This is a genomic window from Microbacterium sp. (assembly GCF_036566905.1).
GTDB lineage: Bacteria > Actinomycetota > Actinomycetes > Actinomycetales > Microbacteriaceae > Microbacterium.
Genome location: NZ_DATCVK010000150.1, coordinates 1 through 14980 on the forward strand (window position 1 = coordinate 1; position 14980 = coordinate 14980).

Annotated in this window: 14 protein-coding genes; 7 read left to right on the forward strand and 7 right to left on the reverse strand. The window is 71.6% G+C overall.

The annotated features are described in order from the left end of the window. Positions 1 to 52: 52 nt before the first annotated feature. On the reverse strand, positions 53 to 1420 hold the full coding sequence (locus tag VIP82_RS11450; RefSeq protein ID WP_331908632.1) for a glucose-6-phosphate dehydrogenase: 1368 nt from the start codon (positions 1418 to 1420) through the stop codon (positions 53 to 55). A 136-nt stretch (positions 1421 to 1556) separates the two neighbouring features. Here VIP82_RS11450 and VIP82_RS11455 point away from each other — a divergent pair, with 136 nt between their 5' ends. Next, positions 1557 to 1967, forward strand: a complete 411-nt coding sequence (locus VIP82_RS11455; RefSeq protein ID WP_331908634.1) for a VOC family protein — start codon at positions 1557 to 1559, stop codon at positions 1965 to 1967. A gap of 78 nt (positions 1968 to 2045) precedes the next feature. On the opposite strand, the gene VIP82_RS11460 is transcribed toward VIP82_RS11455, so the two are convergent. Both VIP82_RS11460 and VIP82_RS11465 read right to left on the reverse strand, forming a co-directional pair. Further along, positions 2046 to 3155 carry an ABC transporter permease gene (locus VIP82_RS11460; RefSeq protein ID WP_331908636.1) on the reverse strand — a complete coding sequence of 370 codons (1110 nt, stop codon included), beginning with the start codon at positions 3153 to 3155 and terminating at the stop codon, positions 2046 to 2048. Continuing rightward, entirely contained in the window at positions 3152 to 4036 is an 885-nt protein-coding gene (locus VIP82_RS11465) for an ABC transporter ATP-binding protein (protein WP_331908638.1), read from the reverse strand. Before VIP82_RS11465 ends, VIP82_RS11460 begins: the two co-directional genes overlap by 4 nt. 271 nt (positions 4037 to 4307) lie before the next feature. Here VIP82_RS11465 and VIP82_RS11470 point away from each other — a divergent pair, with 271 nt between their 5' ends. Next, positions 4308 to 4877 carry an NADPH-dependent FMN reductase gene (locus VIP82_RS11470; protein ID WP_331908640.1) on the forward strand — a complete coding sequence of 190 codons (570 nt, stop codon included), beginning with the start codon at positions 4308 to 4310 and terminating at the stop codon, positions 4875 to 4877. A gap of 66 nt (positions 4878 to 4943) precedes the next feature. Here VIP82_RS11470 and VIP82_RS11475 read toward each other — a convergent pair whose 3' ends face one another. Both VIP82_RS11475 and VIP82_RS11480 read right to left on the reverse strand, forming a co-directional pair. Then, complete coding sequence (locus VIP82_RS11475) at positions 4944 to 5696, reverse strand: response regulator (protein WP_331908642.1); 753 nt, start codon at positions 5694 to 5696, stop codon at positions 4944 to 4946. Beyond that, positions 5693 to 6988, reverse strand: coding sequence for a sensor histidine kinase (locus tag VIP82_RS11480; protein WP_331908644.1), 1296 nt, complete (start codon positions 6986 to 6988; stop codon positions 5693 to 5695). Before VIP82_RS11480 ends, VIP82_RS11475 begins: the two co-directional genes overlap by 4 nt. Before the next feature lie 168 nt (positions 6989 to 7156). Here VIP82_RS11480 and VIP82_RS11485 point away from each other — a divergent pair, with 168 nt between their 5' ends. Then, positions 7157 to 7594, forward strand: a complete 438-nt coding sequence (locus VIP82_RS11485; protein ID WP_331908646.1) for a VOC family protein — start codon at positions 7157 to 7159, stop codon at positions 7592 to 7594. Next, positions 7595 to 8335, forward strand: a complete 741-nt coding sequence (locus tag VIP82_RS11490; RefSeq protein ID WP_331908648.1) for a winged helix-turn-helix transcriptional regulator — start codon at positions 7595 to 7597, stop codon at positions 8333 to 8335. A 54-nt stretch (positions 8336 to 8389) separates the two neighbouring features. On the opposite strand, the gene VIP82_RS11495 is transcribed toward VIP82_RS11490, so the two are convergent. After that, positions 8390 to 10249 (reverse strand): sigma-70 family RNA polymerase sigma factor, encoded by a 1860-nt coding sequence (locus VIP82_RS11495; RefSeq protein WP_331908650.1) that lies wholly within the window; start codon positions 10247 to 10249, stop codon positions 8390 to 8392. 238 nt (positions 10250 to 10487) lie between these two features. Between VIP82_RS11495 and VIP82_RS11500 the strand changes: the two genes are divergently transcribed. Further along, positions 10488 to 11051: a hypothetical protein gene (locus tag VIP82_RS11500; protein WP_331908652.1), complete on the forward strand. Its 564-nt coding sequence runs from the start codon at positions 10488 to 10490 to the stop codon at positions 11049 to 11051. A gap of 31 nt (positions 11052 to 11082) precedes the next feature. Here the strand turns inward: VIP82_RS11500 and VIP82_RS11505 are convergent, their stop codons facing one another. Next, positions 11083 to 11922: an exodeoxyribonuclease III gene (locus VIP82_RS11505; protein ID WP_331908654.1), complete on the reverse strand. Its 840-nt coding sequence runs from the start codon at positions 11920 to 11922 to the stop codon at positions 11083 to 11085. A 190-nt stretch (positions 11923 to 12112) separates the two neighbouring features. Here VIP82_RS11505 and VIP82_RS11510 point away from each other — a divergent pair, with 190 nt between their 5' ends. Beyond that, positions 12113 to 14389, forward strand: coding sequence for a hypothetical protein (locus VIP82_RS11510; RefSeq protein WP_331908656.1), 2277 nt, complete (start codon positions 12113 to 12115; stop codon positions 14387 to 14389). A 41-nt stretch (positions 14390 to 14430) separates the two neighbouring features. Further along, the coding region (locus VIP82_RS11515) for a hypothetical protein (protein WP_331908658.1) at positions 14431 to 14980 on the forward strand (550 nt) is incomplete at its 3' end.

A 14980-nucleotide genomic window follows, 5' to 3' on the forward strand; every position in this document is an offset into this window, starting at 1 on the left:
TGCCGGGGGGCCGGGCCGGGCCGGGCCGCGGCGTGCCCGCCGGGCGCGTCGCTCAGGGGAGCTTCGGCCAGTGGTCGGGCCCGAGCGAGCCGGCCGGGTAGTCGTCGAGGGGCACCTCACCCGCCCGCCAGGCGGCGAGCACCGGGTCGACGATGCGCCACGACTGCTCGGCGGCGTCTCCACGCACGGCGAGTGTCGCGTCGGCGTCGAGGATGCCCGACAGCACCTCGCCGTAGGCCTTGAGAGCGCCGGCGCCGAGGTCGGCCTCCAGGACCGCGCGCTCGAGCTCGAGCGGGTCGTCGCCGCCGTTGACGTTGAGCTCGAGGTCCATGCGGTCGGGCCCGAGCGAGAAGCGGAGCACCGAGCCGGGTGCGGCGCCCGTGAGCCCGTCCGGAACGTGGTTGACGGGCCGGAAGGTCACGACCACCTCGCCGTCCTTGCCCGCGAGCGCCTTGCCCGAGCGCAGGGTGAAAGGCACGCCCTGCCATCGTTCGTTGCGCACCTCGCAGGTGAGCTCCGCGAGCGTCTCGGTCTCGCGTGAGGGGTCGACATCCGGCTCGTCGACGTACGACGGCAGCCGGCGGTCGCCGACGGCGCCTGCGGTGTACCGCGCACGCCGCGACGCGATCGCCGGATCGTCCTGCCACACGTGCGTCGCGCGCAGCACCGCAGCGGTGGCATCGCGGAAGTCCCGCTCGTGCAGCGTGGCGGGCGGCTCCATCGCCAGCACTGCCATCACCTGCAGGAGGTGGCTCTGGATCATGTCGACCAGCGCGCCGGCGCGGTCGTAGTAGCCGGCGCGGCCCTCGAGGCCCAGCGTCTCGTCGTAGCGGACCACGACCGACTCGATGTGCTGCGACGACCACACGGGTGCGAACACGCGGTTGGCGAACCTGACGCCGAGCATGTTCAGGGTCGTCGACCGGCCGAGGAAGTGGTCGATGCGGAAGATCTGCTCCTCGGGCACCAGGGCGGTCACCGTCGCATTGAGCCGATGCGCCGAGGCCTCGTCGACGCCGAAGGGCTTCTCGAGCGCGAGCACCGTGCCATCGGGGATCGTCACGGCGGCGAGGGCCTCGCAGGCCGCCGCCGCCACGGCGGGCGGCACGGCGAAGTACAGCGCGAGGCGATCTCCGGGATCGGCGACCACCTGCTCGAGATCATGCGGGTCGGTGATGTCGGCGCGCTGGTAGGTCGTCTCGGCGACCGCTCGAAAGGCGTCGCCGAAACCACCCGCGGCGAACGATTCCTGCACGGTGTCGCGCCAGCGCGCGTCGTCCCAGTCGTCCATGCCCGCGCCGCGCAGCCGCACGCGGCGCTGCGGCTCCATCGTGAGCAGCTGCCCCAGGGCGGGCAGCAGCAGCCGGGAGGTGAGGTCGCCGGAGGCGCCGAGGATGACAAGCGTGGTCTCGTTGGCCATGAGGTCAACCTATTCACGCGCCACGGCGTCCGGGAGGGGCTTGTGCGATCGCCTCGGCGATGCCGACGCCGAACCCCTCGACAGGCCGGGCCGGCAAGAGGATCGTGGTCGTGGGGACACACACTGGGAGGCTGTCATGTTCACAACCGATCGTCCGTTCTCGAGCTTCGCCGTACCCGACATCGGCGAGGCCGTGGCGTTCTACCGCGACACCTTGGGGCTCGACGTGACCGTGTACGAGGAGATGGGCGGTGGGTTCACCATCGCGCTCCCCGGCGGCGGACACGTCTTCGTCTATCCGAAGGAGGATCACGAGCCGGCCGTGTTCACGATCCTGAACTTCAGCGTGGAGGATGTCGACGCCGCCGTCGACGACCTCAACGCCCGTGGGGTCACCACGAAGATCTACAGCGACCCCGACTACGGCACGGATGAGAAGGGAATCTCGCGCGGCTTCGAGGGAGGGCCCGACATCGCGTGGTTCCGCGACCCTGCGGGCAACGTCATCTCGGTCGGCGAGATGGTGCCCGAGATGATGGGCGGCTGACCGCGCCGGACGGACGGATGCCCCGACCCGGCGCCGAAGCGCCGGGCCGGGGCATCCGCCTGCCCGCTGTTCCGCCGCTCAGCCGGCGAGGGCCTCCGAGAGCTTCACACGGCCGCCCATGCGCAGCAGCGAGTTCTCGTAGATCCGCGCGGCGATGAGGATCGCGGCGATGCAGGTCGCGATGAGGATCGCGATCGACACCAGCGGCTCCCACCACTGGGCGTCGCCGAGGAAGATCCGCATCGGCATGCCGACCGGGGCCGAGAACGGCACGTACGACATGACCGCGAGCACCACCGGGTTGTCGTTGAAGAAGATCACCAGGAAGTACGGCGCCATGATGAGCATCGTCAGCGGTCCGGTGGTCGAGCCGATGTCCTCCTGCCGCGACACCATCGAGGCTGCGGCAGCGAAGAGCGAAGCGAGCAGGATGAACCCGAACAGGAAGAAGATCGCGAACCAGGCGATCGGCGCACCGAGGCCCTGCAGCAACTCCGTCTGATCGGTGACGGTGAGACCGATGACCGCGATCGCAGCGAGGATGAGGATCTGGCCCATGGCGAGGACCGTGTTGCCGATCACCTTGCCCGCCAGGAGCGAGCGCACGGGGATGGCCGAGATCAGCAGCTCCACCACGCGCGTCTGCTTCTCCTCGACGACGCTCTGCGCGATCGTGCTGCCGAACAGCGACGCGGCGAGCAGGAACACGATGCCGAAGCCGACGGCGGCGATGTAGCCGAGCGCGGCGTTGCCCCCATCGGGGTTCAGCAGCTCGACCGGCGGCAGCTGCGCGAGCTGCAGCAGCAGCTGCGTCGGCGGCGACGAGTCCGCGATGACAGCGAAGCCGAGGGGCGACGAGGTGTCGGCCACCACGGCGGCGTCCACGGTGTCGTCCTCGACGAGGGCCTCGGCGGCGGACCTGTCGGCCACCTCGGTGACGTCGAGGCCTTCCGCGTTCGCGACGTACTGCTGGGCGTCGGCGGTGACCGCGACAGGCGTACCGGTCGCGTTCGCCGCCTGCAGGCCTCCCCAGATGACGAGCGCCAGGGCGCCGACGAAGAGGATCGCCGTCGAGATGACGAACGCCTTGCTGCGCAGCTTCGAGCCGATCTCGCGCTCGGCGACGAGCCAGATGGCCTGGCCGCCACCGAGGACTGCGGGGGCGCGGCGGGTGTCGGTGGTGCTCACTGGATGACCTCTCGGAAGATCTGGGCGAGGGACGGATGCTGGGGCGCGAAGCTCGCGACATCCCCTTGCGCGAGGGCCCGCCGCAGCACCCGCTGCGCCGTCTCGTCACTGTCCGCGTCGAACACCGCGTAGCCGCCGTCGAAGTCGAGGACGTCGACGCCGGGCTCGGTCCGCAGCCACCCGGCGTCGCCGGCCGACACCAGTTCGAAGCGGCGGGTCGAGTGCTGGGCGCGCAGCGCGTCCCGGCCGCCGGCCGCGCGGATCGTGCCGCCGGCGATGATGACGAGGTCGTCGCACAGGCGCTCGACGACGTCGAGCTGGTGCGACGAGAACAGCACGGCGGCGCCGGCCGCGGCGCGCTCCTGCAGCACACCCGCCACGACGTCCACCGCGAGCGGGTCCAGGCCCGAGAACGGCTCGTCGAGGATGAGCACCTGCGGGTCGTGCACGAGCGCCGCGGCGATCTGCGCACGCTGCTGGTTGCCGAGCGAGAGGGTCTCGACGTTGTCGTTCAGGCGCTCGCCGAGTCCCAGCTGCTCGAGCAGCGCGCGGGCGCGCGCCTCGGCATCCGTCTTGGCGAACCCGTGCAGGCGTGCGAGGTACACGATGTGCTCCAGCACCTTCATCTTCGGATACAGCCCGCGCTCTTCGGGCATGTACCCGAACCGGCGGCGGTCCGCCGCCGTCACCTCGGCGCCGTCGAGCGTCACCGTGCCGGCGTCTCCGGTGAGCACTCCCAGCACGATCCGCATGGTCGTGGTCTTGCCGGCGCCGTTTCCGCCGACGAAGCCCGTGAGCCGGCCCGGCCGCACGTCGAACGACACGTCGTCGAGCACGCGGCGCCCCCCGTAGCTCTTGCCGATACCGCGAAGCTGCAGCATCCTGTCTCCTCTCGCACCCCGTGACCGAACCGTCACAGGTGTCGGGCCCGCACCCCGGTGGTCGAGCCCTGCGACACCGACGCTACGCACCGTCGCCGTCGGCGTCCTCCCCCGGGAGGGGGATCATCGCCGTCCGCTCCACGGGGGAGACGTGTGCGAGGCCGCGTTTCATGCGGGGGAATAGATGCACAGGTTCATGTGCTTGCATGGAACTGGAACGTCCACGGTGGCCCCCCACCGGGGACGCCTCTGTCTTTCAAGGAGAACAACAATGTCCGAGCGGACCATCGGCTACATCGTCGGCAGCATCTCGTCGACCTCCATCAACCGCCGCCTCGCGAAGGCTCTCGAGCGTCTCGCCCCCGAGGGCACGACGCTCGTCGAGATCCCGATCAAGGACCTCCCGTTCTACTCGCCCGACTTCGACGCGGACTACCCGCAGGTCGCGCGCGACTTCAAGCAGGCCATCGAAGACGTCGACGGCGTCATCATCGTCACCCCGGAGTACAGCCGCTCGATCCCCGGCGTGCTGAAGAACGCCCTCGATTGGGCCGCGCGTCCGTGGGGCCAGGGCTCGTTCAACGGCAAGCCCACCGCCGTCATCGGCACCTCCGGCGGCGGCATCGCCACCGCGGCCGCGCAGCAGCACCTCAAGGCCGTCCTCAGCCACTACAACGCGCCGACGCTCGGCCAGCCCGAGGGCTACGTGCAGACGACGCCCGGCCTGTTCACCGAGACCGGCGAGGTCACGAACGACCAGACCGCCGAGTTCCTCGTCGGCTACCTCGAGGCGTTCGGCGCCCTCGTGGACCGCTACGCCGGCGTTCCCGTCGCGGCCTGATTCCCCCCGGTCGGCCTTCGGGGCCGGCATCGTTCCAGCAGATCGGATGCCCCGACCCGGTGCCCTTCACGGGCCCGGGGCCGGGGCATCCGTGGTCGAGACGAGCCCGTGGCGGTGGGCGTAGACGACGGCGGCGACGCGATCCCGGGCGCCGAGCTTCTGCAGCACGTTCGACACGTGCGTCTTGACCGTCGCCTCTCCGATGTAGAGCCGCTGCGCGATCTCGGCGTTGCTCATCGCCTGCGCGACCAGCCGCAGCACCTCGCCCTCGCGCTCGGTCAACTCGACGGTCGGCACGCCGCTGTCGCGCGAGAGTATGACGGGCGGACCAGGCGTAGGGGGGTTCCCTGCCTCTCGTCCACCCGAAGTTCTCTCGCGGCCGTCTGCCGCCGGGGCGAAGCGGGCGATCACGCGGCGGGTGACCTCGGGCGCGAGCAGCGCGTCGCCGGCGGCGGCCACACGCACCGCGGCGATGAGCTCCTCGGGTCCGGCGTTCTTCAGCAGGAACCCGCTGGCGCCGGCCGCGAGCGCGTCGAACAGGTAGTCGTCGCGGTCGAACGTCGTCACCACGACGACGGCCGCCTCGACGGACGGGTCGCGCGCGATGCGGCGGGTGGCCTCCACGCCGTCCATGTCGGGCATCTGGACGTCCATGCAGATCACGTCCGGGCGGAGAGCGGATGCCGCAGCCACCGCCTCCACGCCGGTCGAGGCCTCACCCACGACGGAGATGTCGCCGGCCGATTCGAGGATCATGCGGAAGCCGGCCCGCATCACGGCGTGGTCGTCGACCAGCAGCACCCGGATCGCCGCCGTCATGCGCCCACCGCCGCTGAGGCGCGGGACGGCGCCGGCGCGGTCAGCGGCACCCGCAGCCGCACGAGGAATCCGCCGCGGCCGCGCGGTCCCGTCTCGAGCACGCCGCCCGACGCCGCGGCACGCTCTCGCATCCCCACCAGGCCCAGCCCGGGCCGCATCGGCACCGCGACGGCGCGCCCGGAGTTGACGACCTCCAGCTCGACGGCATCGGTGCTGTAGCGCAGGCGGACGTCGGCTGCGGCATCCGGTCCGCCGTGGCGGCGCGCGTTGGTGAGCGCCTCCTGGGCGACGCGGTACATGTTCACCTGCACGAGGTCGGGCAGGTCGACACGTTCGCCGACGACCGTCAGCGTCGTCGGCAGCCCGTTGCCGTTGGCGTGCGCGACGAGGTCGGGGAGGGCGGACAGGTGCACGGTCGAGCCGCCCTCGGCATCGCCGGCCGAGGTGCGCAGGGTCTCGAGCAGCTGGCGCAGGTCGGCGATGGCGGAGCGGGCGGAGTCCTCGATGCCGAGCAGCGCCGTGCGCGCGGCATCCGGATCCCGCTGCAGAACCGCGCGGGCGGCGCCGGCCTGCACGCCCATCGCCGAGACGTGGTGCGCGACGACGTCGTGCAGCTCGCGGGCGATGCGGACGCGGTCGAGGGCGACGGCCTGTGCGGCGGTCACCTCGCGTTCGCGCTCGAGCTCCCGGGTGCGCTGCTCGAGCGCTGCGCGCGACATCGCGGCAGCGTATGCCCGGTCGCCCATGTAGTACGCCCCGCCGAAGAACCCCGCGTTGACGAGCAGCTGGAGCAGCAGCATCGCCGCGAACGGCGAGAACACCCCCGCCTGGGAGAGCCCGTCGTCGGACGGATCGATCGCCGACTGGAACATGGTCACGATCAGCCACACGAACATCGCGACGATGACGCCGACGCGCACCCACATGGCGCGGCGCCGGTCGTCGACCCAGGCGCCGACGGTGTACATCGCGATGAACATCGCGATGTTCGAGACGTAGAGATCGGGGATGCGCAGCGTCACGCCGACGAAGAACACCACCGCGATGGCGACGACCACGACGTCGGGGAAGCGCCGCCGCACCGCGAGCGGGGCGGTGAGCCCGAGGCTGTACAGCAGCGCCCACTGCATCCCCTCGGCGGCATCGGCGCCGTACACGCCTGCCACCGATCCGAGTGCGGTGCTCAGGACCGCCGAGACGAACAGGCCGGCCGCCAGCCAGACGTCGTTGCGCAGCTCGGCAGGCGTCGGCCGCGGGCGCCGGACCGGGTGCGCGGCGGTGTGGTCGGACATCCCTCCACGCTAGGGCGGACTCGCTGTAACGGCATCCCCCGAGAGGCGGAGTCGGACGCTGTGCCGGGGGTGCAGGGTCGAGTTACTTGCTATTGACAAGCGTGCTTGTTTTTTGCAACCATCGGATGTCGGCAGCCTCACCGGCACCACAATCCAAGGAGCAAGGCAATGACGCACATCTTCGTCAACATCCCCACGAACGACCTCGAGCGCTCGAAGGCGTTCTACACCGCCCTGGGGTGCGAGCTGAACCCGCTCTTCACCGACGACAACGCCGCATGCGTGGTGTGGAGCGACGACATCTTCTTCATGGTGCTCACCAAGGAGTACTTCTCGACGTTCACCGACAAGGAGTTCGCCGACCCGCGCACGCACGCCCAGGTGCTCCTGTCGATCAGCCGCGACTCCCGCGAAGACGTCGACAGGATCGTCGAGGCGGGCGCCGCACACGGCGGGACCGCACCCGGCGAACCGCAGGACTACGGGTTCATGTACGGCCGCGACCTCATCGATCCCGACGGCAACGGCATCCAGTTCATGTACATGGATCCCGAGGCCGCCGCCGAGGGACCCGATGCCTACCTGGCGGAGCAGGCGCAGGCGTAGGTGGCCTCCCGCAGCTACGGGCAGTACTGCGGGGTCACCACGGCCATCGAGCTGATCGGGGAGCGGTGGGCACTGCTCATCGTCCGCGATCTGCTCGTCGGCCCTCGGCGCTACACCGACCTCAAGCAGGGGCTGCCCAAGATCCCCACCAACATCCTCTCCACGCGGCTCAAGGAACTGCAGGAGGGCGGCGTGGTGCGCCGGGTGCCCCTCCTGCACTGCGGCCTGGTGTACGAGCTGACCCCCTACGGGCGCGAGCTCGAGCCGATCGTCCTCGCGATGGGCCGCTGGGGGTTCCCGCAGATGGGCGATCCGTCCCCGGACGACATCGTCACCGCGGACTCGCTCACGATGGCGCTGCGCACCGCCTTCCGGTCGGATGCCGCAGCCACGCTGCCGCCCGCGGAATACGAGGTGCACGTCGCCGACGTCGTCCTGCGTGTGCACGTCGATCCGTCGGGGCTCAAGATCGCGCAGCTGCAGCCCGCCGGCCGGCCCGTGGACCCGCGACTCGGCACGCAGGCGTCTGTCGCGGACGACCCCGGCATCGTCTTCGCGGCGGGTCCCGGCATCCGGCGCCTCATCTCGGGTGAGCTGACCCCGGCCGCCGCGATCGACGAGGAGGTTCTCGCGGTGGTCAGCGGCGATGCGACCCTGCTCGAGCGGTTCGCGCAGACGTTCTCGATCCCGGCGGCGCCGGTGGCGCCGAGCATGGAGGGTCAGCAGGTCGCGATCTCGTAGCGAAGGACGCATCGAAGGGGATGCCGAGGAGCCGGCGGATCCGCCCGCCCTCCGTCAGCGGGCGGTCGCGTCGATAACGACGTGTGCGATGCGGCCTTCGCGCCCGGTCGCGGGGTCGACGTAGCGGATCCCGATCACGTGAGCGCCAGGCGGCATGTCGTACACGACGCGCAGGAGTGGCCGGCCGGCGAGCACGTGGAGGTTGCCGGTCCAGACGTCGTCGACCGAGACGGCGACCGTCCGGCCCTGCTCTCCGCTCAGCTGCAGGTACAGGTCGTCGGCGAGACCGTCGCGGTCGGCATCCTCGAGGCGCGCGTCGAGCGAGCCGTCCGAGGCGGTCACCGCCGGCGCCGGAAGGAGGAACGGACCCACGGCGGCGCTCGGCTCGGAGGGCCGCGTCTCGGCAGCCGTCTGCACGGCGCGCACCGTCATGCCGGTGCGCAGCAGGTCGCCGGGAATCGTGGCCGAGAAGCGCCCGTCGGCGCCGACTGTCACGGTCACGAGTTCGGTGCCGGAGTCGTCGCGCAGCGCGACGGTCGCGCCGGGCGCTCCCGTGCCCGTGATCGGCGCGGGGATCGCCGCCGAGAGGTCGGACGGGGTGTCCAGCACCGGGGTCGCGGTCTGTGCCGGCGGTGTCGGAGTCGTCGGGGTCGGGGTCGGGGTCGTCGGTGCCGGCGTCGACGGCGCCGGCGCGGGAGTCGGTACCGGGTCGGGCTGCGCCCGCGGAACGGGTACCGGCGCGGGCACGGGGAGCGGCGCAGGCGGCGCCACCTCGCCCTCGGGTGCCGGCGCGGCTTCGGCGGCCTCATCCACGGGCTCATCGACCGGCCTCACGACGTCGTCGGAGCCATCCGTCTCGACGGGCGCGTTCGCCGCGACCGGGGTCTGGCTCGCCGGCGCGTCCCACGGCGCCGCCGCGAACACGATCGCTCCCACGGCGACCGCGGCCACGATGACGACGCCCGCCGCGATCGCCATTGCCGGGAGGGCGGTGGTGCCGACGCTCCCCACGCCGGCACCTCCGCCAGAGGCGCCCCCCGCGCCCATCTCCCCAGAGCCGGACGCCCCGCCACCCCCGGTGGGCGTTCCGGCGACCACCGCTGCCACGGCCGGAGTGGCATCGGCGGTGTAGGCGAGGGCCCCAGCCCCGCCCAGTACAAGAGGCAGGAGCACCATGCGGAGCTTCTGCGAGACATGCTCGAGGTCGGCCGCGACGATGCGGCAGGCCTGGCAGGTGCGGAGGTGCGCGTCGAGGCGGCGCCGATCGCCGCGGGCGACCGCCTTGCGCTCACCGGCGACCAGCAGCTCGCAGACCCAGCGGCACTCCGCCGGACGCGCGGGGTCGCTGATGTGGGCCTGCAGCCAGGCCTGCTTGAAGCCCTCGCGGGCACGGTAGGCGAGCGCCGACACCGCGTTGGCGCTCATGCCCAGCAGCGGTGCCACCTCGCGGGGCTTCATGCCCTCGACCTCGATGTACCAGAGCAGCGTCCGCCAGCGGGCCGGCAGCTCGCGGAAGGCCTGCGCCAGCACCGAGCGGTCGGCGACGAGCTCGGCGAACTCGGCAGCGGAGTCCACGGCCCGCTCGTCCAGGTCGTCGAGCGGAACCTCGCTGGGGCGCCGGCCCCACGAGGCGGCGGTGTTGCGGATGGTGGCGAAGAGGTAGGGGCGGAAGCCGTCCTGCGGACCGCCGCCCTTGCGGATCGCGGAGAGGATCGACGCGAACGCCTCCGAGACCAGGTCGTCGGGGTCGACGTGCGGACTGACGGCTCGCGCCGCACTGCGTGCGCTCGAGACGTGCCGCTCCCAGAGCACCGCGTACGCGGCGTCGTCGCCCCCGCGCGCGGATACGACGAGGTCCTCGTCGGCTCGCTCGCTCAGCGGGCCGTCGACGACGGCGCGGTGGGGGCTTGTCACGATCTCTCCTCGCCGGGTGGGCGCTCCAGGGTTCAGCCGGCGACGGCGGATCCGCGTCAGGCTAGCGATGCGCGCTGGGAATCCGCTGTTCAGGGGAGTCCGGGGGCGCACGCAGAACGGGTGTGCACAGGGCAAGACGCGTGCCGCGGCGGATCATGACGCGGGGCGGAGGAAATTGTCCGGGCATCTCCTGGCGTGGAGCGACGGATGCCCCTCCCCGGCGCGATACCGTGCCGCTGTGACCGCGTCCGCCGTACCCACCGACGAGCATCACCGCCGTCGCGACGTGCCGGCGGGCGTGGCGATGGTCGGGATGGTCGCGATCGCGTGGTGGCCGGCCTTCACGCTCGGCGCGTGGGGCGAGGTGTTCTTCGACGACATCCTCGCGCTCTGGGCCGCCTCGACGGCAGCCTTCGTGTTCGTACTCGTGGAACGCCGCCCCGTCGGCGGCAGACTCGCGCGCGCCTTCGTCCTCCTGCTGCCGTCGGTGTGGCTCGTCCTCAACTTCGTGGTCGCCGACGACACGACCGACGTCGCACTCGCCATCGTCGACCTCGCCGCGATCGCGGCGGTCTTGCTCGGCATCCCGTTCACCCTGTGGGTGCTGGTGCGCGTCGTCTGGCCCGACTTCGCGACCCAGACGCGGCGACGCACGAAGTGGCTCATCGCGCTCGTCGTGCTCGGCGTCGCCGTCACCTCGTTCGTGCTCGGCCTCAACCAGGAGCACTTCCTCACGTGCAGCGACTTCGCGATCAGCGGCAACTCGGAGCCGCCGGGCTGCACGCCCGACCCGACGGACTGACATCCGCCCCCGGCGGGGCGCAGAGCCGGGGTCAGAAGATCATCGGGCGGTCGTCATCTTCGGGGCCCTCGAGATCGAGGTCGACGACGACGGGAACGTGGTCGCTCGGGAGCTCGCCCTTGCGCTCGTTGCGGTGGATCGTCGCACCGGTGACGGCCTCGGACACTGCGTGGGAGCCGAGGATGAAGTCGATGCGCATGCCCTCGTTACGGGGGAACTTCAAGCGCTTGTAGTCCCAGTAGGTGTAGCCGGTGGGGATCAGCGGGCGCACGACGTCCTGCAGGCCGGCGGCCTCGAGCGCGGCGAACGCCTCGCGCTCGGGCGGCGACACGTGGGTCGAGAAGCCCGGGACGACCGCAGGGTCGCCGTTGTCGGCATCCGTCGGCGCGATGTTGAAGTCGCCGACCAGCGCGAGGGCGAGGTCGGGGTTCGCCGCGAGGGAGTCCGAGGTGTACTGGCTCAGCGCCGAGAGCCAGTCGAGCTTGTAGAAGTAGTGGGGGTCGCCGAGCGAGCGGCCGTTCGGCACGTACAGGCTCCAGACCTCGACACCGCCGACGGTGGCGCCGATCGCACGCGCCTCCTGTGGGGCGTCGGGGCCGTTGTGCCCCTTCTCGAAGCCCGGCATGCCGGGAAACGCGGTGCGCACGTTCGTGAGCGGCTCGCGGCTCGCGATCGCCACGCCGTTCCACTGCGAGAAGCCGTACGCCTCGACGTGGAAGCCCGCCTCCTCGAAGCGGTCGAACGGGAACTGCTCGGTCTTGCACTTGATCTCCTGCATCGCCAGCACGTCGATGTGCTCGCGCACCGCGAAGTCGACGATGCGGTCGACCCGCGCGCGGATGGAGTTCACGTTCCAGGTGGCCAGGCGCATGGAATCAAGCCTAGGCGGGGCCGCGGACGCCGTGGAGCGGCCCGCCCCCACGCCCACTGGACGCATAACCTTGCCCGTGGGAGCCTCGAGGTGTTCGGGTGCCGGCCGCAGCCCGGGCGTATCAATGCCGTTCGTGCAGGTCTCCTCATTGTCAGCGGCCGCGTCCGCGGCCGGGAATGAGGGCTCTGCCATGGACCACGACTGCGGCTGCGGCCGCGCGGCTTCCGCCGCGCCGGACGCGCCTCTCGAATTCGACGCCGACGGCGAGCTCGTCGTCGGCCCCGTCATCCGCCCCGAGCTGCTGACCCGACCGTGTGCGATCGGCACCCTCGACGGCTCCTGGCTGCTCGAACTGGAGCGCCGCACGGTGTTCGGCCCCGAGGTGCGCGGTGCGCTGCGCATCGAGGTGGGTGCGTCATCGCTGCGGGTCTCCGGCGACATGTACGCGCGCCGGGTCTTCCCGCCCGTGTTCACCGAGCTGGAGCTCGAGCGGCTCCGGCCGATCCCCGTCCCGATGCCGGGCGGCGGACTCCGCGCCGACTCCGACGCCGACGCGGGCGAGCGCGACGCGTCCGAGGACGAGGCGCCCATCCTCTCCGAGTTCCTGCCGCTGGGCCTGCGCTGGTATCCGGCATTCCCGGCGTCGGAGTACTCCTGGTACTTCCGCTCGAACGGCTCGACGTACGTCGACGGCACGCTCACCGTCCAGATCGTGCGGCACCTGTGGAACCGCACGACGCAGGAGTTCGTGTCGACCGACACGGGCACGCTCACGCTGCGTTGCCGGCGACCGCTCGTCGTGACGACGGCGTCGACCATCCTGGGGGAGTCGCAACGCATGACCGGCACGCTGTCGATCGGCGGCACCGTCACGAACGTCACCGCGCGCAAGACGTCGCCGATGTATCGCGGCTGCCGCATCGAGGTCGACGCCATGGTCAACCGCGTGTTCCCGGCATCCGCCACGATCGGATCGGGAGCAGCCGCCACCGTGCGTTCTGTCTATGCCGGCGCGGGCTGGGACGTGACCGTCGTCACCGACGAGATCACCGTGCCGAACGACGCCGATCTGACCAATGCGGAGCTCGCGACCCTCATGTCGGGGCACCGCCAGACGGTCAGCGGCGAGTCCTGGCGGCTGTGGCTGTTCGTGGGGTCTGCGCAGGGCGGTCTGTTCGGGATCATGTTCGACGACGACACCGTGCCTCGAGAAGGAGCCGCGGGGTTCGCCGACGTGCAGCTCGGGAACGACTCCTTCATCGCCGCGGCGGCCCGCGGACGCCCGCTCGACGAGGTGCCCGCGGCCTTCCTGCGCACCCTGGTGCACGAGGCGGGGCACGCGTTCAACCTGTGGCATCCGAAGCACGACGTCCACAATCCGGGCATCGGCATCGAGATCATGAATCAGACCGGCGACGTCATGGGCTTCGCCACGACGGCCAATCCCTATCCGGGCAATGCCTCGTTCGCGTTCTCGGACCATGACCGCACGTCCCTCATCCACTCGCCCGACCCGCAGGTGCGCCCAGGCTGGAAGAACTTCGGATGGGGGCACGGCGACCTGTCCGCGGGGCTCCCCGCCCCGGTCGATGCCGCGGGGCTCGGCGGCGACACGGGCGACGAAGGGCTGGAGCTGTCCGTCGCGATGCCGGCGCAGGCGTTCGTCGGCGAGTACGTCACCGCCGAGGTCGTCCTCACCAACGTGTCGACCGAGCCACGGACCGTCACGACGCTGATCAACCTGTCGGAGGGCGACCTCGTCTTCCTCCACACGCCGCCCGACCACTCGCTCCAGCACCTCGTCGACGTCGCGATCGGCTGCGGTCCGCGTCCGACGACCGTGCTGCAGCCGGGCGAGTCGATCCGCAACCACGTCCAGGTGTTCTTCACCAACCAGGGCGTGACCTTCACGGAGCCCGGGCGCCACACGGTCGCCGCTCAGCTCGAGGTGGATGCGATGACCACGGTGCGCTCGACGCCGGTGACGGTCGACGTTCGCGGGCCCGGCTCGGACGCCGAGGTCGACATCAGCGCGAAGACGCTGACGCCGGGTGTGGGTCGCGCGATCGCTCTGGGCGATTTCGCGACGGATGCCGCAGCCCGTGCCGTCTTGACCGATCTGGCCGAGCAGCATAGCGACACCGACACCGGTGCGGCCGGCGCCCTCGTGCTCGCGAACGCTCTCGCCCGGTCGTTCACCGACGTCCGCGCCCGCGATGTGCGCGAGGCGGCGCCGGACGAGGCGGCACACTTCCTGGAGCTGGCGGTGGCGGGCCGATCGGCCGAACGCGTCGCCGCCCTGGCGGTGACCGTCGCGAGCCCGACCGAGAAGGACGCCCCGGTGGTGGCCGACACGATCGCGGCGCTGAAGGCACGGGGGAAGGGCGGGGCCCGTTCCGCGGCAGGCAAGGACGTCGCCGCGGCCGAGCGCATCGCCGCCGACTTCGTCCAGCCGACGGGCCGGTGACCGGGATGACAGAGCGACCGGGCGGGTGAAGGATCGACCTCGTGAACTCTCCCGCGACGCGCGGCGGCGGGCTGGAGCTTCGGCTCCAGCTCGCGGCGCCGACCGTTCCCCTCGATCGCATCGCGTTCGCCGACGTCGAGCTCGTCTCGACCGGCGCTGCGGCGACGGTCAGCGCGCGGCTGAACCTGGTCGAGGGCGACCTCGAGATCGAGGTGGCCCCGGCCGGTGGCGCGCCGCGGCGAGCGACGTGGCCGTGGCCGGTCGACTCCGCACCGCGGTCGGTCGAGCTGGCCCCGGGTGAGCGGCTCGTCGCGTCGGTGCCGCTGGTCGCCTCGGGGAGTGCGCCCCTGTTCCCGGTGGCCGGCCGTTACGTGCTGATCGCGCGGTATTCGGTGCGCCCGGGCGAGACGATCGCGTCCGCGCCGGTCGCGCTCGTACGGACAGCCCCCGCCGATGCCGCGCTCGCGGCGGAGCTCGGCGACCGCGACGTGCTCCAGAGCCTTCTCGGCGCCGGCGTGATCGGCGCCTCCGAACCGTCGCTGGAGCGGCTGGCCGCCTCGGGCGACGCGGGCACCGCCGCCGCGGCGAACC